At 70.1% G+C, this 19537-nt stretch carries 19 protein-coding genes; 9 read left to right on the forward strand and 10 right to left on the reverse strand.

Translation table 11 applies throughout. The features are described from left to right. Positions 1–76: 76 nt before the first annotated feature. Positions 77–814, forward strand: coding sequence for a transglycosylase SLT domain-containing protein (locus QA861_RS33510; RefSeq protein ID WP_334592399.1), 738 nt, complete (start codon positions 77–79; stop codon positions 812–814). Between the two features lie 85 nt (positions 815–899). Here the strand turns inward: QA861_RS33510 and QA861_RS33515 are convergent, their stop codons facing one another. Beyond that, on the reverse strand, positions 900–3422 hold the full coding sequence (locus QA861_RS33515) for an ABC transporter ATP-binding protein/permease (protein WP_334592401.1): 2523 nt from the start codon (positions 3420–3422) through the stop codon (positions 900–902). A gap of 240 nt (positions 3423–3662) precedes the next feature. Between QA861_RS33515 and QA861_RS33520 the strand changes: the two genes are divergently transcribed. Both QA861_RS33520 and serB read left to right on the forward strand, forming a co-directional pair. Next, on the forward strand, positions 3663–5648 hold the full coding sequence (locus QA861_RS33520; RefSeq protein ID WP_334592402.1) for a streptophobe family protein: 1986 nt from the start codon (positions 3663–3665) through the stop codon (positions 5646–5648). A gap of 105 nt (positions 5649–5753) precedes the next feature. Further along, positions 5754–6956, forward strand: coding sequence for a phosphoserine phosphatase SerB (serB, locus tag QA861_RS33525; protein ID WP_334592403.1), 1203 nt, complete (start codon positions 5754–5756; stop codon positions 6954–6956). A gap of 180 nt (positions 6957–7136) precedes the next feature. On the opposite strand, the gene QA861_RS33530 is transcribed toward serB, so the two are convergent. The 4 genes from QA861_RS33530 to QA861_RS33545 form a co-directional block, all read right to left on the reverse strand. Next, positions 7137–7655, reverse strand: a complete 519-nt coding sequence (locus QA861_RS33530; protein ID WP_334592404.1) for a SixA phosphatase family protein — start codon at positions 7653–7655, stop codon at positions 7137–7139. A gap of 85 nt (positions 7656–7740) precedes the next feature. Continuing rightward, positions 7741–7947, reverse strand: coding sequence for a hypothetical protein (locus QA861_RS33535; protein WP_334592405.1), 207 nt, complete (start codon positions 7945–7947; stop codon positions 7741–7743). Between the two features lie 157 nt (positions 7948–8104). After that, a complete protein-coding gene (locus tag QA861_RS33540) occupies positions 8105–8221 on the reverse strand; it encodes an SGM_5486 family transporter-associated protein (protein ID WP_006380681.1) in 117 nt (38 codons plus the stop codon). Between the two features lie 25 nt (positions 8222–8246). Then, entirely contained in the window at positions 8247–9581 is a 1335-nt protein-coding gene (locus QA861_RS33545; protein WP_334592406.1) for a CynX/NimT family MFS transporter, read from the reverse strand. Between the two features lie 46 nt (positions 9582–9627). Here QA861_RS33545 and QA861_RS33550 point away from each other — a divergent pair, with 46 nt between their 5' ends. Continuing rightward, on the forward strand, positions 9628–10317 hold the full coding sequence (locus tag QA861_RS33550) for a FadR/GntR family transcriptional regulator (protein ID WP_334592407.1): 690 nt from the start codon (positions 9628–9630) through the stop codon (positions 10315–10317). On the opposite strand, the gene QA861_RS33555 is transcribed toward QA861_RS33550, so the two are convergent. From QA861_RS33555 to fabG, 3 genes are all read right to left on the reverse strand, one after another. Further along, a complete protein-coding gene (locus QA861_RS33555) occupies positions 10292–10654 on the reverse strand; it encodes a hypothetical protein (protein WP_334592408.1) in 363 nt (120 codons plus the stop codon). The genes QA861_RS33550 and QA861_RS33555 overlap by 26 nt on opposite strands. A gap of 185 nt (positions 10655–10839) precedes the next feature. Continuing rightward, positions 10840–11607 carry an enoyl-ACP reductase FabI gene (gene fabI, locus QA861_RS33560; protein ID WP_334592409.1) on the reverse strand — a complete coding sequence of 256 codons (768 nt, stop codon included), beginning with the start codon at positions 11605–11607 and terminating at the stop codon, positions 10840–10842. Between the two features lie 5 nt (positions 11608–11612). After that, positions 11613–12332 carry a 3-oxoacyl-[acyl-carrier-protein] reductase gene (gene fabG / locus QA861_RS33565; RefSeq protein WP_006380679.1) on the reverse strand — a complete coding sequence of 240 codons (720 nt, stop codon included), beginning with the start codon at positions 12330–12332 and terminating at the stop codon, positions 11613–11615. A gap of 279 nt (positions 12333–12611) precedes the next feature. Here fabG and QA861_RS33570 point away from each other — a divergent pair, with 279 nt between their 5' ends. The 3 genes from QA861_RS33570 to tyrS all read left to right on the forward strand — a co-directional run bounded on the left by QA861_RS33570 (position 12612) and on the right by tyrS (position 16947). Continuing rightward, positions 12612–14135, forward strand: a complete 1524-nt coding sequence (locus tag QA861_RS33570) for a TldD/PmbA family protein (protein ID WP_334592411.1) — start codon at positions 12612–12614, stop codon at positions 14133–14135. A gap of 82 nt (positions 14136–14217) precedes the next feature. Continuing rightward, positions 14218–15612, forward strand: coding sequence for a metallopeptidase TldD-related protein (locus tag QA861_RS33575; protein ID WP_334592412.1), 1395 nt, complete (start codon positions 14218–14220; stop codon positions 15610–15612). 69 nt (positions 15613–15681) lie between these two features. Further along, entirely contained in the window at positions 15682–16947 is a 1266-nt protein-coding gene (tyrS, locus tag QA861_RS33580; RefSeq protein WP_334592413.1) for a tyrosine--tRNA ligase, read from the forward strand. 92 nt (positions 16948–17039) lie between these two features. Here tyrS and QA861_RS33585 read toward each other — a convergent pair whose 3' ends face one another. Further along, entirely contained in the window at positions 17040–17318 is a 279-nt protein-coding gene (locus tag QA861_RS33585; protein WP_334592414.1) for a GlsB/YeaQ/YmgE family stress response membrane protein, read from the reverse strand. 245 nt (positions 17319–17563) lie between these two features. Between QA861_RS33585 and QA861_RS33590 the strand changes: the two genes are divergently transcribed. Together QA861_RS33590 and QA861_RS33595 are read left to right on the forward strand one after the other, a co-directional pair. Further along, on the forward strand, positions 17564–17962 hold the full coding sequence (locus QA861_RS33590; protein ID WP_334592415.1) for a DUF3099 domain-containing protein: 399 nt from the start codon (positions 17564–17566) through the stop codon (positions 17960–17962). 209 nt (positions 17963–18171) lie between these two features. Beyond that, a complete protein-coding gene (locus tag QA861_RS33595) occupies positions 18172–18396 on the forward strand; it encodes a hypothetical protein (RefSeq protein WP_334592416.1) in 225 nt (74 codons plus the stop codon). A gap of 6 nt (positions 18397–18402) precedes the next feature. On the opposite strand, the gene moaA is transcribed toward QA861_RS33595, so the two are convergent. Beyond that, positions 18403–19392: a GTP 3',8-cyclase MoaA gene (moaA, locus tag QA861_RS33600; protein WP_334592417.1), complete on the reverse strand. Its 990-nt coding sequence runs from the start codon at positions 19390–19392 to the stop codon at positions 18403–18405. Between the last annotated feature and the right edge of the window lie 145 nt (positions 19393–19537).

The following is a 19537-nucleotide window of genomic DNA, read 5'->3' on the forward strand; positions in this document are numbered from 1 at the left end:
GCGTTTGTGCCGGAAGCACCCCTGTCCCGCTGGGACGCCGAGCGACCTCCGCGCCATTCGAAGAGGTCCTACCGCCATGCCCAAGAACACCACCGCTCCTGGTCGTAGTCGTATGTCGGCCAGGACCCGCAAGCTCGCGATCGCCGGCGCCGCCACGCTCAGCGTCACCGTCCTCGCGTTCACCCTCGCGCCGAGCGGCGACGCGCAGCCCGCCTCCGAGGCCATCTCCGCCGCTCCTGTGGTGTTCGACCAGGCGCAGCTCAAGGACGTGAAGGCGAGCATCACCGACCAGCTGGCCGGTGCGACCGTGAAGGCCGAGGCCGCCGCGGCGAAGAAGAAGGCCGCCGACGCCGCTGCCGCGAAGAAGGCAGCGGCCAAGAAGGCCGCGAAGAAGAAGGCCGCGGCGAAGGCCGCGAAGGAGCGCGAGGCGAGGACGGCCGCGAGCCGGTCCGCCAAGCGTGCCGCGCTCAGGAAGGCCGCCGCCAAGTCGTACCCGAACAACCTCGACGGCTGGATCCGCGAGTCCCTCTCCATCATGGGGAAGAAGGGCATCCCGGGCTCCTACAACGGCCTGTACCGCAACATCATGCGGGAGTCCTCGGGTAACCCGTACGCGATCAACAACTGGGACATCAACGCCATCAACGGCATCCCGTCGAAGGGTCTGCTCCAGGTCATCCCGCCGACCTTCAACGCGTACCACGTCTCCGGTACGTCGACGAACATCTACAACCCGGTCGCCAACATCACGGCCGCCGCCAACTACGCGGCCGACAAGTACGGCTCGATCGACAACGTCAACAGCGCGTACTGAGGCCTGCGCGGACCTCTGACTCGTACAGGCGAAAGGGCGGCACCCCCACCAGGGGGTGCCGCCCTTCACCGTCGTACGGCCGTCGTCACTTGCGCATGACCTCGGGCTCGTGGCGGCGCAGGAAGCGGGCCACGAAGAACCCGCAGATCACGCCGAGGGCGATCAACGCGACCATGTCGATGCCCCACGCGGTGGCCGTGTGGTCCCAAAGAGGGTCCGTACTGCCGGGGTCGTCGACGTTCGGGCTGATCTTGTTGAAGTCCAGCGTGGCGCCCGCGGCGGCGACCGCCCAGCGGGACGGCATCAGGTACGAGAACTCGTTGACCCCGATGTTGCCGTGCAGGATGAACAGGCAGCCGGTGAACACGACCTGGATGATCGCGAACATCACGAGCAGCGGCATGGTCTTCTCGGAGGTCTTCACCAGGGAGGAGATGACCAGGCCGAACATCATCGACGAGAAGCCGAGAGCCATGATCGGGATGGAGAGTTCGAGCAGTACGAACTTGCCGAAGATCAGGCCCTCGTCGGGGATCGTGCGGCTGGAGAAGCCGATCGCGCCGACCATGAGTCCCTGCAGCACCGTGATGAAGCCGAGGACGATCACCTTGGACATCAGATACGCGGAGCGCGACAGACCGGTCGCGCGCTCCCGTTCGTAGATGACCCGTTCCTTGATCAGCTCACGGACCGAGTTGGCGGCTCCGGCGAAGCAGGCACCCACCGCGAGGATGAGGAGCACGGTGGTGGCCGTCCCGTTCGGGACGTTGAGGCCGCTCTTGTTGATCTTGCCGGGCAGCAGGGTCTTGTCCGGGTCGATGAGCAGGCTCACCGCGCCGAGCACCGCGGGCAGGATCACCGTCAGCGCCAGGAAGCCCTTGTCGGAGGCGATGACCGTCACGTACCGCCGGACCAGGGTCATCAGCTGGGAGCCCCAGCCCTGCGGCTTGGGCGGGCGCATGGCCTGTGCGGGTGGCATGTCTACGGACTGCGGGGCGACGGCGTCGATGTCCGCGGCGTACATCTGGTAGTGCTGCGATCCCTTCCAGCGTCCCGCCCAGTCGTAGTCGCGGTAGTTCTCGAACGAGGAGAAGACGTCGGCCCAGGTGTCGTAGCCGAAGAAGTTCAGTGCCTCCTCGGGCGGTCCGAAGTACGCCACGGCGCCGCCCGGCGCCATCACCAGGAGCTTGTCGCAGATCGCCAGTTCGGCCACGGAGTGCGTGACGACGAGGACCGTGCGGCCGTCGTCGGCGAGGCCTCGCAGCAGCTGCATGACGTCACGGTCCATGCCCGGGTCGAGGCCGGAGGTCGGCTCGTCCAGGAAGATCAGTGACGGCTTGGTGAGCAGCTCCAGGGCCACCGAGACGCGCTTGCGCTGGCCACCGGAGAGGGAGGTGACCTTCTTCTCCTTGTGGATGTCGAGCTTCAGCTCGCGCAGCACCTCGCCGATGCGGTGCTCGCGCTCCTCCGTCGTGGTGTCGGCGGGGAAACGCAGCTTGGCCGCGTACTTGAGGGCCTTCTTGACGGTCAGTTCCTTGTGCAGGATGTCGTCCTGGGGGACCAGACCGATGCGCTGGCGCAGCTCGGCGAACTGCTTGTACAGGTTGCGGTTGTCGTAGAGGACGTCGCCCTGGTTGGCGGGCCGGTAGCCCGTGAGCGCCTTCAGGAGCGTCGACTTGCCGGAGCCCGACGGGCCGATGACCGCGATCAGCGACTTCTCCGGGACACCGAAGGAGACGTCCTTGAGGATCTGCTTGCCGCCGTCCACCGTGACCGTCAGATGGCGCGCCGAGAAGGAGATCTCGCCGGTGTCGACGAACTCCTCCAGACGGTCGCCGACCAGGCGGAACGTGGAGTGGCCGACGCCGACGATGTCGCTCTGGCCGAGCAGCGCCGTGCCGCCCTTGGCGATCGGCATACCGTTGACGTACGTACCGTTGTGCGAGCCCAGGTCGCGGATCTCGAAGCGGCCGTCGGGCGTCGCGTGGAACTCGGCGTGGTTGCGGGAGACCTGGAGGTCGGAGACGACCAGTTCGTTCTCCAGGGCGCGGCCGATGCGCATCACCCGGCCGAGGTGCAGTTGGTGGAAGGTGGTCGGGCTGCGGTCGCCGTACACCGGCGGCGCCCCCGCCGCCGCTCCCGCGCCGGGGCCCTGCTGCTGCGGGATCGCGGCGGCCTGCTGCTGTGGTTCAGGCTGTTGCGGCCAGCTCTGTTCGGGCGCCTGCTGCTGCGGCGGCTGGGCCCAGCTGGGGCTCGCGCCCTGGGCCGCGAACGGCTGCTGCACCTGCGCCACCTGCGGCGTCGCCACCGAGGCGGCACCGCTGGAGAGGCTCAGACGCGGGCCGTCGGTCGCGTTGCCGAGATGGACGGCCGAGCCCGGCCCGATCTCCATCTGGTGGATCCGCTGCCCCTGCACGAAGGTGCCGTTGGTGCTTCCGTGGTCCTCGATGACCCAGCTGCGGCTGCCCCAGCTGATCGTGGCGTGCCGCCAGGAGACCCTGGCGTCATCGAGCACGATGTCCCCCTGCGGATCACGTCCGAGGGTGTAGGGCCTGGACGAATCGAGAGTCCAGGTCCGTCCGTTCAATTCCAGTACGAGTTCCGGCACTCCATGCCCCACTGAGTTGTCCCCCGATATCTGCCCCAACACGGGGAGTCTAGGGATGTCGAACATCGTGGGGAACTATTTCAGGCTCAGCCCCCTGACCGAAAGTCGGGCCTTGCGGAAGGGGCGTGGAAGCGGACGGCGACGCGCCGTTGACGGGGTGGAAACCGGCCCGGAGAGTGGTAATCCCACGCGAGGGGGACACGCGCGGTGCACCGCCGCCGCGCGGATCGGGGGCTGACGATGAACATCGAGACGGCCGAGCAGGGCGGGCGGGTGCCGTGGGGGAACGTGCTGCTCTCCGCGATCTCCGCTGTGAGCTGGGCGTTGATCGCGATGGCGGGCACGGCGGCGCTCGGTCTGCATCTGCTGGAGGCGGACGCCACGGCCTCGCTAGGGCCGATGACCGCGGCGGTTGTGGTCCTTGGGGCGGGTGGTTCGGTCACGCCGTCCGGTGATGTGTCGGCCTTCGGCCTGAAAGGAGCGGAGGCGGCCACCGCCGTCGAGATCGCGCCACTGGGGGTCGGCCTGGTGGGCGCTGTGCTTCTGTCGTGGTTCTTCCTACGGTCCCTGCGCGGGGCGGGGGCGGTGATCTCCCCGTCCGAACTCCTCGCGCGCACGGGAGCGGTGATCGCCCTCTTCGTGGCCACCCTGGGCGGGCTGGCCTGGGCGGGGCATGACGTCATCACGATCGACGGCGGCGCGCTGGGCCTCGGCGATCTGCCGGGCACGGGCGGCGGCGGGGGCACCGGGGGCGGCGGTATCGACATCCCGGGGCTCGGCGACATCAGCGGCCTGCTGCCCGACCGGGTCGGCGACCTGATCGACGCGAAGGCGGCGGTCGGCTTCACCGTCGACACGCTCCCCACCCTGCTCGGCGGCCTGGGCTGGGCGGCCGGAGTCCTGGCGATCGCCCTGCTGGCCTCCCGCCGCACTCCCCTCCCGTGCGGCTGGGAAGCGGTCCACCGCGTCGTACGTCCGGCGGCTTCCGCCCTGGTCACCGTGGCGCTGGTGGCGGTCGCGGCGGGGTTCGCGGCAGCCGGGTACGCGGCGATCGGCGACGCCCACCCCAAGCGCATCGCGGGCGCGGCCCTGCTCGGCGCCCCCAACGGGGTCTGGCTGGGTGTCGCGATCGGTCTGTTCGTCCCGTTCGACGGCAGCGCGTCCGGGGTGCTGGTGAACGTCCTCCCGGATCCCCTGGACCGGCTCCTCAGCTCGGCGGACGACCAGTCGGTCAGTCTCGGCAGGCTGGCGGAACTGGACAGCCGGGTATGGCTGCTGGGGGTCGCGGCGGCCTTCCTGATGCTGCTGGCGGGCATCCTCGCGGCGGCACGGACACCATTGGCCCGGGGTGTCGCGCCGGACGACGTCAGGGGGCGGGTGCCCCTCGCCGTACGGGATCCCGGTGCCCTGCGCTTCGCCGGCCGGTGCGCGTTGCGGCTGGGGGTGGTGACCGCGGTGGCGCTGCCGCTGCTCGCCTGGCTGGCGAAGGTCTCCGTGGACGCCTCGATCTCGGTCCTGGGCTTCGACGCGTTCGGCGCCGGAATCGAACTGCGCGGGCAGCTGGTCGCGGCCGTGCTGCTGGGTGCGGTGTGGGGCGCGGGAGCGGGAGCCGCCGGCGCGCTGCTGGCGTACGTGAGCGGGGCGGCGGGGTGGCGGGCGGTGCCGTTGGCACTGGGTGACGTGTGGGCGAGCGCGGAAGGGCCGGGCCGGCCGCAGGGGACGGTGGCGGCGAGCGGAGTGGCGGGCACGGCGGCCGGGGAAGCGGGGTACGGCGTTCGCCCGGAGCAGGTCGGCGGCCCGGATCCGTATGCCGGCCCGTACGCGCCCGGTTCGCCGTACCGGCCGCCCAACCGCGACACGAATCCGTATCTACGGCTGCCCGACGGGCCTGTGGAACCCGAGGACGCGCGGCCGGGCGGGAGCGGGTGGAGCCCGGACGGACAGCCGTCTTACGAGGGCGGCTGGGCGCCCGATGCCCCGTCCACGGAAGCGCGGTCGCCCGACCGGAGCAGCGCACCCGAGTCGGGTGTTCCCGGCCAGGGGGAGGGGGAGGAACCGCCGGAGAACCTGTACGGGCTTCCCACCATGGCCAGGCCTCTCTCGCCGCCTCCGCGACGGCCCGGCGGCGGCTCGTCGGGGCCCGTACCGGAGAAGCGGACCCCTCCCCCGCCGCCGCCACCGCCTGCGCCGCCCCCTCCGCCGGGGACGCCCAAGGGACGGCGCTGACCTGCCCGTAAGGTCTTCGCCACCCTCACGAAACGTACTGTTCGCCGTCCGTCAGGCGGACCGCGTGCGCGGGAGGCACTGGGTGCCGGATACGGTGGAAACACCATGAACGCTACGCAGACCGCTGACGTACCCACCCTTCTCGTCAAAATCTTCGGCAAGGACAGGCCGGGCATCACCGCCGGTCTGTTCGACACGCTTGCCGCCTACTCCGTGGATGTCGTCGACATCGAGCAGGTCGTCACGCGTGGCCGCATGGTGCTGTGCGCGCTCGTGACCCAGCCGCCCGCCGGTATCGAAGGCGATCTTCGGGCCACCGTCCACAGCTGGGCGGAGTCGGTGAAGATGCAGGCGGAGATCATCTCCGGACTCGGTGACAACCGGCCGCGTGGGCTCGGGCGTTCCGTCGTCACCGTGCTCGGGCATCCGCTGACCGCCGAGTCGACCGCTGCGATCGCCGCCCGGATCACCAGGGCGGGCGGCAACATCGACCGTATCTTCCGGCTCGCCAAGTACCCCGTGACAGCGGTCGAGTTCGCCGTCTCCGGGGTCGCGACCGAGCCGCTGCGCACCGCCCTGGTCACCGATGCGGCGGCACTCGGTGTCGACGTCGCGGTGGTCGCGGCCGGGTTGCACCGGCGGGCGCAGCGTCTGGTCGTCATGGACGTGGACTCGACACTCATCCAGGACGAGGTGATCGAGCTCTTCGCCGCGCACGCGGGCTGCGAGGACGAGGTGGCCAAGGTGACCGCCGCCGCGATGCGCGGGGAACTGGACTTCGAGCAGTCGCTGCACGCGCGCGTGGCGCTGCTCAAGGGGCTCGACGAGTCGGTGGTGGAGAAGGTGCGCAGCGAGGTCCGGCTCACGCCGGGTGCGCGCACACTGATCCGTACGCTGAAGCGGCTCGGCTTCGAAGTCGGTGTCGTCTCGGGTGGGTTCACCCAGGTCACGGACGATCTCAAGGATCGGCTCGGGCTGGACTTCGCCCAGGCCAACACGTTGGAGATCATCGACGGGAAGCTGACGGGCAAGGTCGTCGGCGAGATCGTGGACCGGGCGGGCAAGGCCCGGCTGCTTCGGCGGTTCGCGGCGGCGGCCGGGGTGCCGCTGGATCAGACCGTGGCGATCGGCGACGGGGCGAACGATCTGGACATGCTGAACGCGGCCGGGCTCGGCGTCGCCTTCAACGCCAAGCCGGTCGTGCGGGAGGCGGCGCATACCGCGGTGAACTTCCCCTTCCTGGACACCGTGCTGTATCTGCTGGGTGTCACTCGGGAAGAGGTCGAGGCGGCGGACACCCAGGAGTAGCCCGCTGGGAGGGGCGGAGCGCCGACCCTTCTCGGCGGAGGCGGCAGAGGCGGCGGTGCGGTAGGGGCTTGTGCTTCGTCGCCGGGTGCGGGTGCGGGTCACAGGCTGTGTGGCCGCCCGTTCCGCCTCATGCTCACGGAACGTCTGCCCACAGCCTGTGCCGCGTGTTGTCGCCGGGATCTACTCCGTCGGTGCCCAGAAGTCGAGCAGGGTCGCCGTGCCTGGCTCCAGGGACTTCCAGGAGCCCGTGAAGGAGAGCACCGCGAAGGCCGCCGCCGGGAAGCCGCGGTCGGTCAGTCTGGTGCGGGGGTCGTCCTCGGATTCGCCGGCCAGGATGTCGGTGAGGGCCTGCACTCCTGGGTTGTGGCCGATCAGGACCACGTTCTGCGTGTCGTCCGGGGTTTCGTTGAGCAGGGCGATGAGCTCGCCGGGTGAGGCCTCGTAGATCCGCTCCTCGTAGACGGTCTTCGGCCGTTGCGGGAGTTCCTGGACGGCGAGTTTCCATGTCTCGCGGGTCCGGGTGGCGGTGGAGCAGAGGGCCAGGTCGAGAGAGATGCCGCTGTCGGTCAGCTTGCGCCCGGCGACGGCGGCGTCCTTGCGGCCTCGGTCGGCCAGTGGCCGCTCGTGGTCGGTCACCTGCGGCCAATCGGCTTTCGCATGCCGGAAGAGGACGATCCTGCGGGGTTCTGCGACGCTCATGGCATCCAGCTTCGCATGAAACACGCCATCGGGCGCAGGGAGTTGACGGGCGGCTCCGCAGGTGGGAATGGGGCGTTGACGGCGCTCAACGCGTCACCAGGTCCCGGGCGCGCTCAAGGAAGTGGGCGATCAGGGGGTCGCCCGCCGCCGCCTGTGCGTCGGTAGGGTTCAGCATCAGCGCGAGCAGGGCGACGAACGCGATCGTCGGCAGCGCCAGGGCCCACCATGGCAGCCGTATGTCGACTCCACGCGTGGTCGCCGGAAGGGGCCGGGAGTGCGTGCGGGCCGACATAATGCCTCCGTGGGTCTTCGAGCCGTCCGTGGCCCGCGTCTCGCGGCCACACCTCGAAGTTACGGAACCCGCGGGCCTCAACCCATCCGGTGATCCACCCACTTGACCCTGAGACTCGCCCCCTAAGGGATGGTGGGGATACCCCCACCAACGGCTCTCATGGTGAGGCGATCGTCGCGACGATGGCGATGATCACGAAGATGGCGAAGAACGAGCCGAAGACGAGCAGCATCTTCTTCTGGCCGTTCTGGGGGTTCGGGTCGAGCACTGGCATACGGCCAGTCTCGCACCCGTATCGCTCACCCGTGGCCCCGGGGTGCCGAGGCCGCCTCGTCCTCCACGGTGCGATCACGTCCCGCCAGTACGCCCACGACCATCTGCGGCAGCATCAGGCCGGCCATCAGTGCGAGCGGCAGCCCCCAGCCGCCGCTGTGCTGGTAGAGAACGCCCACGACGAGCGGCCCGGGGATGGATATCAGATAGCCGGCGCTCTGGGCGAAGGCCGACAGCTGGGAGACGCCCGCGCCCGTCCTGGCCCGCATCCCGACCATCGTGAGGGCCAGCGGGAAGGCGCAGTTGGCGATGCCGAGCAGTACCGCCCAGGCCCACATGCCGCCGGCCGGTGCGATGTACAGGCCCGCGTATCCGAGAAGTCCGCAACAGCCGAGCGCGATCACGATGGGCCCCTGGTGGGGCAGACGGGTCGCGACGCGCGGGATGACGAAGGCGAGGGGCACGCCCATCGCCATGGTCACGGCGAGCAGCAGTCCGGCGGTTCCGGCCGGGACGCCCGCGTCCCGGAAGATCTGCGCCATCCAGCCCATGGTGACGTAGGCGGCGGTGGCCTGGAGCCCGAAGAACACGGCGAGCGCCCAGGCGGTACGGCTGCGGGTGATACGCAGTGCGCCGGTCCCCTCCCCCGTGGAGGGTGTCCCGCGCGCGGGGGCCGCCTCGCGGTCCGACCCGCCCGCGCCCCGGTCCCGTAGCAGGAACATCCAGGGGAGCACCGCGGCCGCAGCGAGAACCGCCCAGACGGTCAGTCCCCGCTGCCAGCTCCCGCCCAGCGCTTCGGTCATGGGCACGGTGATCGCCGCCGCGGCGGCGGTGCCGAGGGCGAGGGCCATCGAGTACAGGCCAGTCATGGAACCGACGCGGTCCGGGAACCAGCGCTTGACGATGACCGGCATCAGGACGTTGCTGACCGCGATGCCCATGAGGGCGAGCGCGCTGGCGACCAGGAAGCCGGCCGCGCTGCCCGTCCAGGGCCGGATCGCCAGTCCGGCGGCGATGGCGACCATCCCCGCGCAGACGACCGCGCCGGCGCCGAAGCGACGGGCCAGGCGCGGTGCCATGACGCCGAAGAGGGCGAAGCAGAACGGGGGTACGGAGGTGAGCACGCCGGCTGTGGTGCCGCTCATGCCGAGCCCGCCGCGCACCTCTTCGAGGAGGGCACCGAGGCTGGTGATGGCGGGGCGGAGGTTGAGGGCGGACAGCACGATGCCGACGACGACCAGCCGGGTGAGCCACGCGCGCGTGGGAGTGGTCCCGGTCTCGCTCCGGGACTCGGATGTACCGCGTACGGGCCTGGTCGTGGACGTCGTCCGGGTTTCGTCGCTCGCCATGACACCCAGCATAAAATCATAGGATGATTGGTTGTAATCCCCCGTGCGAAAATGGGCCATGCCGCCGCTGAGCCATCCCCGCCGATCGGCCCTGTCCGAGCAGGTCATCGCCGCACTGCGGAACCAGATCACCTCGGGCGAGTGGCCCGTCGGCTCCCGGATTCCGACCGAACCCGAGCTGGTCGCGCAGCTCGGAGTGGCCCGGAACACGGTCCGAGAGGCGGTCCGGGCCCTCGCGCACAACGGGCTGCTGGACATCCGCCAGGGTTCGGGCACCTACGTCGTGGCGACCAGTGAGCTGGCCGGTGTGATGCACCACCGGTTCGCCGACGCGGACCGCCGGCACATCGCCGAGCTGCGGTCCACGCTGGAGTCGGGCGCGGCCGAGCTGGCGGCGCTGCGGCGCACCGAACGTGACCTCAAGCAGTTGGACGCGCTTCTGGCGCGCCGGGAGGATGCCTGGGCGTCCGGCGACGCGGAGGCTTTCGTGACGGCCGACGCGAGCCTGCACATGGCTGTGGTGGCCGCGTCCCACAACGACGTGATGACGGCGATGTACGCGGACCTGGGCGAGGTGCTGCGGGACTGGCTGCGCGACGACGTGGGCGGCAGGCTGACCCCTCAGTCGTACGTGGACCACGCCCCGCTCGTCGAGGCGATCCGCGCGGGCGACGCGACGGCCGCCGCCAGGGAGGCGGCCGGCTATCCGTTCGTGTGCCGGCTCAGGGCGTCCGCCTCTGGTGGCTGACCCACACCGAGCGGACTTCCTTCCAGCAGCGGCCGGTGAGCCGTACCGTCTGGGCGGGCCCGGCCTCGACCGCGGAGCCGTCGCTGTCGAGGTCCCACCAGCGGTCGCACTCGATGTGCAGCCATACGCGGTCGGCGGCCACGTAGGGGTTGTGGCAGTACGCGGTCACCTTGGAGCCGGTGACCCGGGTGTAGCAGGTGGAGCCGAAGGGCTCGGGCCGCTCCCCTTGTCGTCCGTCCACGCGCGCGTGCGAAACGGCCGGGACGGCCTCGTACGGAAGAGTCGTTATGAGAGCGACGGCGACGAGGAGCGGGGCGAAGCCGCGGGAAAGAGGCACAAGGGGACCTCCTCGTGCTGGAGGGAACGCGGTGAACGCGTAATCCAGAGTGCCCGGTTACCCCGCTCCCCCGCCCGGCCGGATAAGCCGAACGGGTGATGACACAGCGACATGCCGAGGGCCCGCGCCGGAACGGAACGCGGGCCCTCGCCATGTCGGCCGAGCCTGGACGGCAGCGGCAGCGGTCACGCACCGATCGCGTGCAGCCCGCCGTCCACGTGGATGATCTCGCCGGTGGTCTTCGGGAACCAGTCGCTGAGCAGGGCGACGACACCGCGGCCGGCCGGCTCGGGGTCCTTGAGGTCCCACTCCAGGGGAGACCGGGCGTCCCACACGGAGGCCAGCTCGCCGAAGCCCGGGATGGACTTGGCGGCCATGGAGCCGAGCGGGCCCGCGGAGACCAGGTTGCAGCGGATGTTCTGCTTGCCCAGGTCGCGTGCCATGTAGCGGCTGGTGGCCTCCAGGGCGGCCTTGGCCGGGCCCATCCAGTCGTACTGCGGCCAGGCGTACTGGGCGTCGAAGGTGAGGCCGACGACGGAGCCGCCGTTCTGCATCAGCGGCAGACAGGCCATGGTGAGCGACTTCAGGGAGTACGCCGAGACGTGCATGGCGGTGGCCACGGACTCGAACGGGGTGTTGAGGAAGTTACCACCGAGGGCGTCCTGCGGGGCGAAGCCGATGGAGTGGACGACGCCGTCGAGGCCGCCGAGCTCCTCACCGACGAGGTCGGCCAGACGACCCAGGTGCTCCTCGTTGGTGACGTCGAGCTCCAGGACCTTGGTGGGCTTGGGGAGCTTCTTGGCGATGCGCTCGGTCAGCGTGGGCCGGGGGAACGCGGTGAGGATGATCTCCGCGCCCTGCTCCTGGGCCAGCTTGGCGGTGTGGAAGGCGATGGAGGCCTCCGTGAGCACACCGGAGATCAGGACACGCTTGCCCTCGAGAATTCCGCTCATGGTGATCAGTGACCCATTCCCAGTCCGCCGTCAACAGGGATGACGGCTCCAGTGATGTACGAGGCGTCGTCCGAGGCGAGGAACCGCACCGTCGCGGCGATCTCCTCCGGCTGCGCGTACCGGCCGAGCGGCACCTGCGAGACGATGCCCGCGCGCTGCTCGTCGGTGAGGACCTTGGTCATGTCGGTGTCGACGAAACCGGGCGCGACCACGTTGAAGGTGATGTTGCGCGAGCCCAGCTCACGGGCGAGGGAGCGGGCGAACCCGACCAGGCCGGCCTTGGAGGCGGCGTAGTTGGCCTGTCCCGGCGAGCCGTACAGCCCGACGACCGACGAGATCAGGACGACGCGGCCCTTCTTGGCGCGCAGCATGGCGCGGTTGGCCCGCTTGACGACACGGAAGGTGCCGGTGAGGTTGGTGTCGAGGACGGACGTGAAGTCCTCCTCGGACATCCGCATCAGCAGCTGGTCCTTGGTGACGCCGGCGTTGGCGACGAGGACCTCGACCGGGCCGTGCTCGGCCTCGATCTCCTTGTAGGCCTGCTCCACCTGCTCGGTGTCGGTGATGTCGCACTTGACCGCGAGGCAGCCCAGTTCGGTGAGCGCGGTCGGCGGCTCACCCGTGCGGTACGTGATCGCGACCTTGTCGCCGGCTTCGGCGAACGCGCGGGCGATGGCGAGGCCGATGCCCCGGTTGCCTCCGGTGACGAGAACCGAGCGGCTCAACGGATCACCCTTTCGATAGCGGTTCGGGGCCTGTCCGATACACCCGGGTTGACAGGCTGCTTCCCCGAAAACCTATCGGTCCGTCCGTACCGGCGGACAATCGGGCACCGACAGTGGCTCACCCCCGGTCCTGTCGGGTCCCTACAGTCGGTGTGCCGGTCGGCGGCGGTCTCGTGCGCTGTCCTGATCGGGGTGAATACGTTGGATGCCTCGATGTCGGACCCGCATGATTCACTGCGAGACAGACGCCGCACCCACCGTGACAAGGAGAGGCCGCTCATGGCCCATGAGGTCGATCAGTCATTCCTGGCACTGCCCCTACGTGCCCTGGCCGACGCCGCCCTCGCCCGCGCGCGTGCGCTCGGTGCGGACCACGCGGACTTCCGGTTCGAACGGGTGCGCAGCGCCTCCTGGCGGCTGCGGGACGCCAAGCCGTCCGGATCGTCGGACACCACGGACCTGGGGTACGCGGTGCGGGTGGTGCACGGCGGCACATGGGGGTTCGCTTCGGGCGTGGATCTGAGCATGGACGCCGCCGCGAAGGTCGCCTCGCAGGCCGTGGCCATGGCCAAGCTCTCCGCACAGGTGATCAAGGCGGCGGGGTCCGACGAGCGGGTGGAGCTGGCCGGTGAGCCGGTGCACTCCGACAAGACCTGGGTCTCGTCGTACGAGATCGACCCCTTCGGCGTGCCCGACGAGGAGAAGGCGGGGCTGCTGGCCGAGTGGAGCGGGCGGCTGCTCGCGGCGAACGGTGTCAACCACGTCGACGCCTCGCTGCTCACGGTGCACGAGAACAAGTTCTACGCCGACACCGCGGGGACCGTCACCACCCAGCAGCGGGTGCGGCTGCACCCCCAGTTCACCGCCGTCTCCGTCGACGAGTCGAGCGGCGAGTTCGACTCGATGCGGACCATCGCGCCGCCCGTCGGACGCGGCTGGGAGTACCTCACGGGCAGGGGCTGGGACTGGGAGTCCGAGCTCGAACAGATCCCTGAGCTGCTCGCCGAGAAGATGCGGGCGCCGAGCGTCGAGGCGGGGCTGTACGACCTGGTTGTCGACCCGTCCAACCTGTGGCTGACGATCCACGAGTCCATCGGCCACGCCACCGAACTGGACCGGGCCCTGGGCTACGAGGCGGCGTACGCGGGCACGTCCTTCGCGACCTTCGACCAGCTCGGCAAGCTCAGGTACGGCTCCGAGCTGATGAACGTCACCGGGGACCGCACCGCCGAACACGGCCTGGCGACCATCGGTTACGACGACGAGGGCGTCGCCGGTCAGTCGTGGGACCTGGTGAAGGACGGCACCCTCGTGGGGTACCAGCTGGACCGGCGGATCGCGAAGCTGACCGGGTTCGAGCGGTCCAATGGATGCGCGTACGCCGACTCGCCCGGGCATGTGCCTGTGCAGCGCATGGCCAACGTGTCGTTGCAGCCGGACCCGGGCGGCCTGGCCACCGAGGACCTCATCGGCGGCGTCGACCGCGGTATCTACGTGGTCGGGGACCGCTCCTGGTCGATCGACATGCAGCGCTACAACTTCCAGTTCACCGGGCAGCGGTTCTTCAAGATCGAGAACGGCCGGATCACCGGGCAGCTGCGGGACGTGGCCTACCAGGCGACGACCACCGACTTCTGGGGTTCCATGGCGGCCGTCGGCGGTCCGCAGACGTACGTCCTGGGCGGTGCCTTCAACTGCGGCAAGGCCCAGCCGGGCCAGGTCGCGGCCGTCTCCCACGGGTGCCCGTCGGCCCTCTTCAGGGGCGTCAACATTCTGAACACCACGCAGGAGGCCGGTCGATGAGCGCCAGCACGGGGATTGGCTGGGGGTCCGGGGGTCATCTCCCGGGAAAGCACAGTCTGAACACCACGCAGGAGGCCGGTCGATGAGCGCCCGTACGAGCAAGCCGCACGAGATCGTCGAGCGGGCCCTTGAGCTGTCCCGGGCCGACGGGTGTGTCGTCATCGCCGACGAGGAGTCGACGGCCAATCTGCGCTGGGCGGGCAACGCCCTCACCACCAACGGGGTCACGCGCGGACGCACGCTCACGGTCGTCGCCACCGTCGGCGGCAAGCAGGGCACGGCCTCCGGGGTCGTCTCCCGCGCGGCCGTCACCGCGGACGAGCTGGAGCCGCTCGTGCGGGCCGCCGAGGCCGCCGCGCGCGGCGCCGGGCCCGCGGAGGACGCCCAGCCGCTGGTCGGGGGTGTGCCGGAGTCCCCGGACTTCATGGACGCGCCCGCCGAGACCTCGTCCGCGGTGTTCGCCGACTTCGCGCCCGCGCTGGGTGAGGCGTTCGCCCGCGCGCGGGCGGGCGGCCGGGAGCTGTACGGCTTCGCCAACCACGAGCTGGTGTCGAGCTATGTGGGGACGTCGACGGGGCTGCGCCTGCGTCATGACCAGCCCAACGGGACGCTGGAGCTGAACGCCAAGTCCCCGGACCGTGCGCGGTCCGCGTGGGCCGGGCGGTCGACGCGGGACTTCAAGGACGTCGATCCGGCCACCCTCGACGCCGAACTCGCCGTACGCCTCGGCTGGGCGGAGCGGCGGATCGAGCTGCCCGCCGGGCGGTACGAGACGCTGCTGCCGCCGACCGCCGTCGCCGACCTGCTGATCTACCAGATGTGGTCGTCGTCCGCGCGGGACGCCGCCGAGGGCCGCACGGTGTTCTCCAAGCCGGGCGGCGGGACACGCCTCGGCGAGCAGCTCACCGAGCTGCCCCTGACGCTGCGCAGCGACCCGAACGAGCCCGGTCTGGAAGCCTCTCCTTTCCTGCTCGCCCACTCCTCCGGCGACGACCAGTCGGTGTTCGACAACGGGCTGCCGCTGAGCGCCACGGAGTGGATCCGCGAGGGCCGGCTGAACCGGCTGATCACCTCCCGGCACACCGCCGGGCTGACCGGCCTGCCCGTGACCCCGGCGATCGGGAACATCGTCCTGGACGGGGGCGAGGACAGGTCGCTGGAGGAGATGGTCGCGAACACCGAGCGTGGGCTGCTGCTGACCTGCCTCTGGTACATCCGCGAGGTCGACCCGGCCACCCTGCTGCTGACCGGCCTGACCCGCGACGGGGTGTACCTCGTCGAGAACGGCGAGGTCAGCGGGGAGGTCAACAACTTCCGGTTCAACGAGTCGCCGGTGGGCCTGCTCGGGCGGGCCGTGGAGGCGGGGCGTACGGAGAAGACGCTGCCGAGGGAGTGGGGCGACTGGTTCACCCGGGCCGCGATGCCCGCACTGCGGGTGCCGGACTTCAATATGAGCTCTGTCAGTCAGGGCGTATAACCTCGTTGCCGGTAGCCGCCGTGCTGCCGTAGAACTGCGTGAAAGACCACTCAAGGAGATACGAGAACCGTGACGGACATCGTCGACGAGCTGAAGTGGCGTGGGCTGTTCGCCCAGTCCACTGACGAGGACGCATTGCGCAAGGCGCTCGCGGACGGTCCCGTCACGTTCTATTGCGGTTTCGACCCGACGGCGGCCAGTCTGCACGTCGGTCATCTGGTCCAGGTGCTCACCATGCGCCGCCTCCAGCAGGCGGGTCTGCGTCCGCTGGCCCTGGTCGGTGGGGCGACCGGCCAGATCGGCGACCCGCGTCCCACCGCGGAGCGCACGCTGAACGACCCGGAGACGATCGCGAACTGGGTGAACCGGCTCCGCGGCCAGATCGAGCCGTTCCTGTCCTTCGAGGGCGAGAACGCCGCGGTGATGGTGAACAACCTGGACTGGACGGCCGGTATGTCGGCCATCGAGTTCCTCCGGGACATCGGCAAGCACTTCCGCGTCAACAAGATGCTGACGAAAGACTCGGTCGCCCGGCGTCTGGAGTCCGACCAGGGCATCAGTTACACGGAGTTCAGCTACCAGCTCCTTCAGGGCATGGACTTCCTGGAGCTGTACCGGAGGTACGGCTGCACGCTCCAGCAGGGCGGCAGCGACCAGTGGGGCAACCTCACCGCCGGTCTCGACCTGATCCACCGCCTGGAACCGGACGCCTCCGCGCACGCGCTGGCGACGCCGCTGATGACGAAGGCGGACGGCACCAAGTTCGGCAAGACCGAGGGCGGCGCCATCTGGCTCGACCCGGAGATGACGACACCGTACGCGTTCTACCAGTTCTGGCTGAACGTGGACGACCGGGACATCTCGACGTACCTGCGCATCCTGTCCTTCCGGTCCCGGGAGGAGCTGGAGGCGATGGAGGCGCAGACCGCGGAGCGTCCGCAGGCTCGGGCCGCGCAGCGCGCGCTCGCCGAGGAGCTGACGACGCTGGTGCACGGCGGCGAGCAGACGGCAGCCGTGATCGCCGCGTCCAAGGCTCTCTTCGGTCAGGGTGAGCTGGGCGAGCTCGACGAGCGGACCCTGAGCGCGGCGCTCTCCGAGGTGCCGCACATCCGGGTCGCCGAGGCGGGGCCGGTCGTCGACCTGTTCGCCGAGGTCGGGCTGGTGGCCAGCAAGTCGGCCGCGCGACGCACGGTGAAGGAGGGCGGCGCCTACGTGAACAACGCGAAGGTCACCGCCGAGGACGCGGTACCCGCGAAGGAGGACCTGCTGCACGGGCGGTGGCTGGTCCTGCGCCGGGGCAAGAAGAACCTGGCCGCGGTGGAGGTCACCGGCTGACCGGGTCCGCGTGTGTCGCGTGCGTGTACGTGTGAAGGGGCGGCCCGGTGGATCGGGCCGCCCCTTCACACGTACCGGTGAGCCCGGTGCCGTTAGGCGCGGTGTCTCCTGCCGCCGCGCATACTCGTGTACGCCATGTCGCCCAGGAACACGATCACGACGGCCGCCGCGAGCTGGAGCGCGTGGCGGCCCCAGTCGATGCCGCTCGTCGCGTCGATGCCGATTGCTCGCGCGATGGCGTTGCCGACGATGGCGCCGATGATGCCGAAGATGGTCGTCAGCCAGAGCGGGCTGTGCTGCTTGCCCGGAATGATCGCCTTGGCCAGCAGACCCAGCACGAATCCCACGATGATCGCCCACAACCAGCCCATGGATGCCTCCTCGTACGGCTCTACGTGAGCATTACGCCCAGTGTCGGGCCGTTCGCGCTACGGCGCATGTCGGGCAACTCGGTACGCGGTACGGCGCAGGCGGGTCGCCCTGCCGGGAGGTGCCCCGGTCTCGTAGGCGGCGCAGGCGCGGCGTAACGTGGAAGGCGTCCGGGCCTGGTTCCCCGACCTGGTTCGGTGTGGGTACGGGCCGGGGCGTGTCCGATTCGGGTGGATGGTGGAACGTGATGCGGAAGCAGAGCAGTAGCGGCGGCGCCCAGGTCTTCCGGATCACCGGGGCCCGGCAGGGGCTCGCGGACGATGTCCGGGCCAGACAGCGCCGGTACGTCATCTCCATGTCCGTGCGCACGGTGGCGGTGGTTCTCGCCGCGACGCTCTGGAACGTCGAACGGCACGTCGCGTTCGTGGCCCTGGTTCTCGGCATGATCCTGCCCTATATCTCCGTGGTGATCGCCAACGCCGGCCGCGAGAACGCGCCGGGACTCCCGTCGACGTTCGTGACCGCTCCGGTGCGGCCGATGATCGCGCCGCCCGGGCCTCGAGAGGGCTTCACGGAATCCGCGGCGGAGGACACCGGGGGCGATCGGACGGCCGATACGGGGGGCGATCCGGGCGGGCAAGCCTGACCAAAAGTCAGTGCGGAGGGTGTCTCCAAGCTCAAGAAAAGCTCAGATCAATCACGCTGTTCCATTGCCGGGCGGACGGTCACCCGTGGCATACTTCGTACGCGCTCCGCATCCCCCGTCGGAGCGACAGACCGACGCCGGGCAGCTCCCCCCGTGGCTGCTCGGCGTCGCCTTTTTGAGCGCTGTTCGCGCCGGGTTAGGGTCGCAGGATGATCGGCCCTGACCCTGACTCCCCCACCTGTTCCGCCAAGGCATGCCGGGCGGACGCCGAGTGGGTGCTCGCCTGGAACAACCCGAAACTGCACACGCCCGAGCGGCGGAAGACGTGGCTGGCGTGTGAGGAGCATCGCGAGCATCTGTCCCAGTTCCTGGGGGTGCGGGGGTTCCTCAAGGATGTGGTGAGGCTGGCGGAGTGGGAGTCCTCGGACACCTGAGCCGCTTCAGCCGCCGATCGCCGACATCGGGCGGTCGGGCTGGACGAAGGTCGGGTCGTCCAGGCCTGCGCCTGCCTTCTTGCCCCACATGGCTTCGCGCCAGATCCGGGCGATCTCCTCGTCGGGGGCGCCGGAGCGCAGGGCGGTGCGCAGGTCGGTCTCCTCGCGGGCGAAGAGGCAGTTTCGTATCTGGCCGTCGGCGGTGAGCCGGGTGCGGTCGCAGGCGGCGCAGAAGGGGCGGGTGACGGAGGCGATGACGCCCACGCGCTGCGGGCCGCCGTCGACCAGCCAGCGTTCGGCGGGGGCCGAACCCCGTTCGCCGGAGCCTTCCTCCGTGAGGTCGAAGCGGGTGCGCAGGGAGGTCAGGATGTCGCCCGCGGTCACCATGCCGTCGCGTTTCCAGCCGTGCTGGGCGTCCAGGGGCATCTGCTCGATGAAGCGCAGTTCGTAGTCGTGTTCGACCGCCCAGGCGAGGAGGTCGGGGGCCTCGTCCTCGTTGAACCCCGGCATCAGTACCGTGTTGACCTTCACGGGGGTCAGTCCGGCCTCGCGGGCGGCTTCCAGGCCCGCGAGGACGTCCTTGTGCCGGTCCCGGCGGGTGAGGGTCTTGAAGACGTCGGGGCGCAGGGTGTCCAGGGAGACGTTGACGCGGTCCAGGCCGGCCGCCTTCAGGGCGGTCGCCGTACGGCCCAGACCGATGCCGTTCGTCGTCAGGGACATCTGGGGGCGCGGGGCCAGCGCGGCGACCCGCTCCACGATGCCGACCAGGCCCGGGCGCAGCAGCGGTTCGCCGCCGGTGAAGCGGACCTCCTCGATGCCCAGGGAGGTGACCGCGATGTCGATGAGGCGGACGATCTCGTCGTCCGTGAGCAGGTCCGGCTTGGCCAGCCACTGCAGGCCCTCCTCGGGCATGCAGTACGTACACCGCAGATTGCAGCGGTCGGTCAGCGAGACGCGCAGGTCGGTGGCCACTCGGCCGAAAGTGTCGATGAGCACTGGGCCCCCTCCCTCGTAGCGGATCGTGTGGACAGAAGTTCTCCTACACCTGCGAGCCTACGTGACCCCACTGACATCGAGGCAGGCCCGATGCCACAGGATGCGGCGCGGGGCCGCCGTAGATCCCTACGACGGCCCCGCGCGA

The sequence above is a fragment of the Streptomyces sp. B21-083 genome, assembly GCF_036898825.1.
GTDB lineage: Bacteria > Actinomycetota > Actinomycetes > Streptomycetales > Streptomycetaceae > Streptomyces.

What these genes read in the sequence shown, in the direction of transcription:
- serB (WP_334592403.1), top strand. Translation starts at nt 5,754, where the DNA reads ATGAACGCTACGCAGACCGCTGACGTACCCACCCTTCTCGTCAAAATC.
- QA861_RS33545 (WP_334592406.1), bottom strand. Translation starts at nt 9,581, where the DNA reads ATGCTGGGTGTCATGGCGAGCGACGAAACCCGGACGACGTCCACGACC.
- fabI (WP_334592409.1), bottom strand. Translation starts at nt 11,607, where the DNA reads ATGAGCGGAATTCTCGAGGGCAAGCGTGTCCTGATCTCCGGTGTGCTC.
- QA861_RS33550 (WP_334592407.1), top strand. Translation starts at nt 9,628, where the DNA reads ATGCCGCCGCTGAGCCATCCCCGCCGATCGGCCCTGTCCGAGCAGGTC.
- QA861_RS33520 (WP_334592402.1), top strand. Translation starts at nt 3,663, where the DNA reads ATGAACATCGAGACGGCCGAGCAGGGCGGGCGGGTGCCGTGGGGGAAC.
- QA861_RS33570 (WP_334592411.1), top strand. Translation starts at nt 12,612, where the DNA reads ATGGCCCATGAGGTCGATCAGTCATTCCTGGCACTGCCCCTACGTGCC.
- QA861_RS33530 (WP_334592404.1), bottom strand. Translation starts at nt 7,655, where the DNA reads ATGAGCGTCGCAGAACCCCGCAGGATCGTCCTCTTCCGGCATGCGAAA.
- QA861_RS33510 (WP_334592399.1), top strand. Translation starts at nt 77, where the DNA reads ATGCCCAAGAACACCACCGCTCCTGGTCGTAGTCGTATGTCGGCCAGG.
- QA861_RS33535 (WP_334592405.1), bottom strand. Translation starts at nt 7,947, where the DNA reads ATGTCGGCCCGCACGCACTCCCGGCCCCTTCCGGCGACCACGCGTGGA.
- QA861_RS33590 (WP_334592415.1), top strand. Translation starts at nt 17,564, where the DNA reads ATGCGGAAGCAGAGCAGTAGCGGCGGCGCCCAGGTCTTCCGGATCACC.
- QA861_RS33540 (WP_006380681.1), bottom strand. Translation starts at nt 8,221, where the DNA reads ATGCCAGTGCTCGACCCGAACCCCCAGAACGGCCAGAAGAAGATGCTG.
- QA861_RS33595 (WP_334592416.1), top strand. Translation starts at nt 18,172, where the DNA reads ATGATCGGCCCTGACCCTGACTCCCCCACCTGTTCCGCCAAGGCATGC.
- QA861_RS33585 (WP_334592414.1), bottom strand. Translation starts at nt 17,318, where the DNA reads ATGGGCTGGTTGTGGGCGATCATCGTGGGATTCGTGCTGGGTCTGCTG.
- QA861_RS33575 (WP_334592412.1), top strand. Translation starts at nt 14,218, where the DNA reads ATGAGCGCCCGTACGAGCAAGCCGCACGAGATCGTCGAGCGGGCCCTT.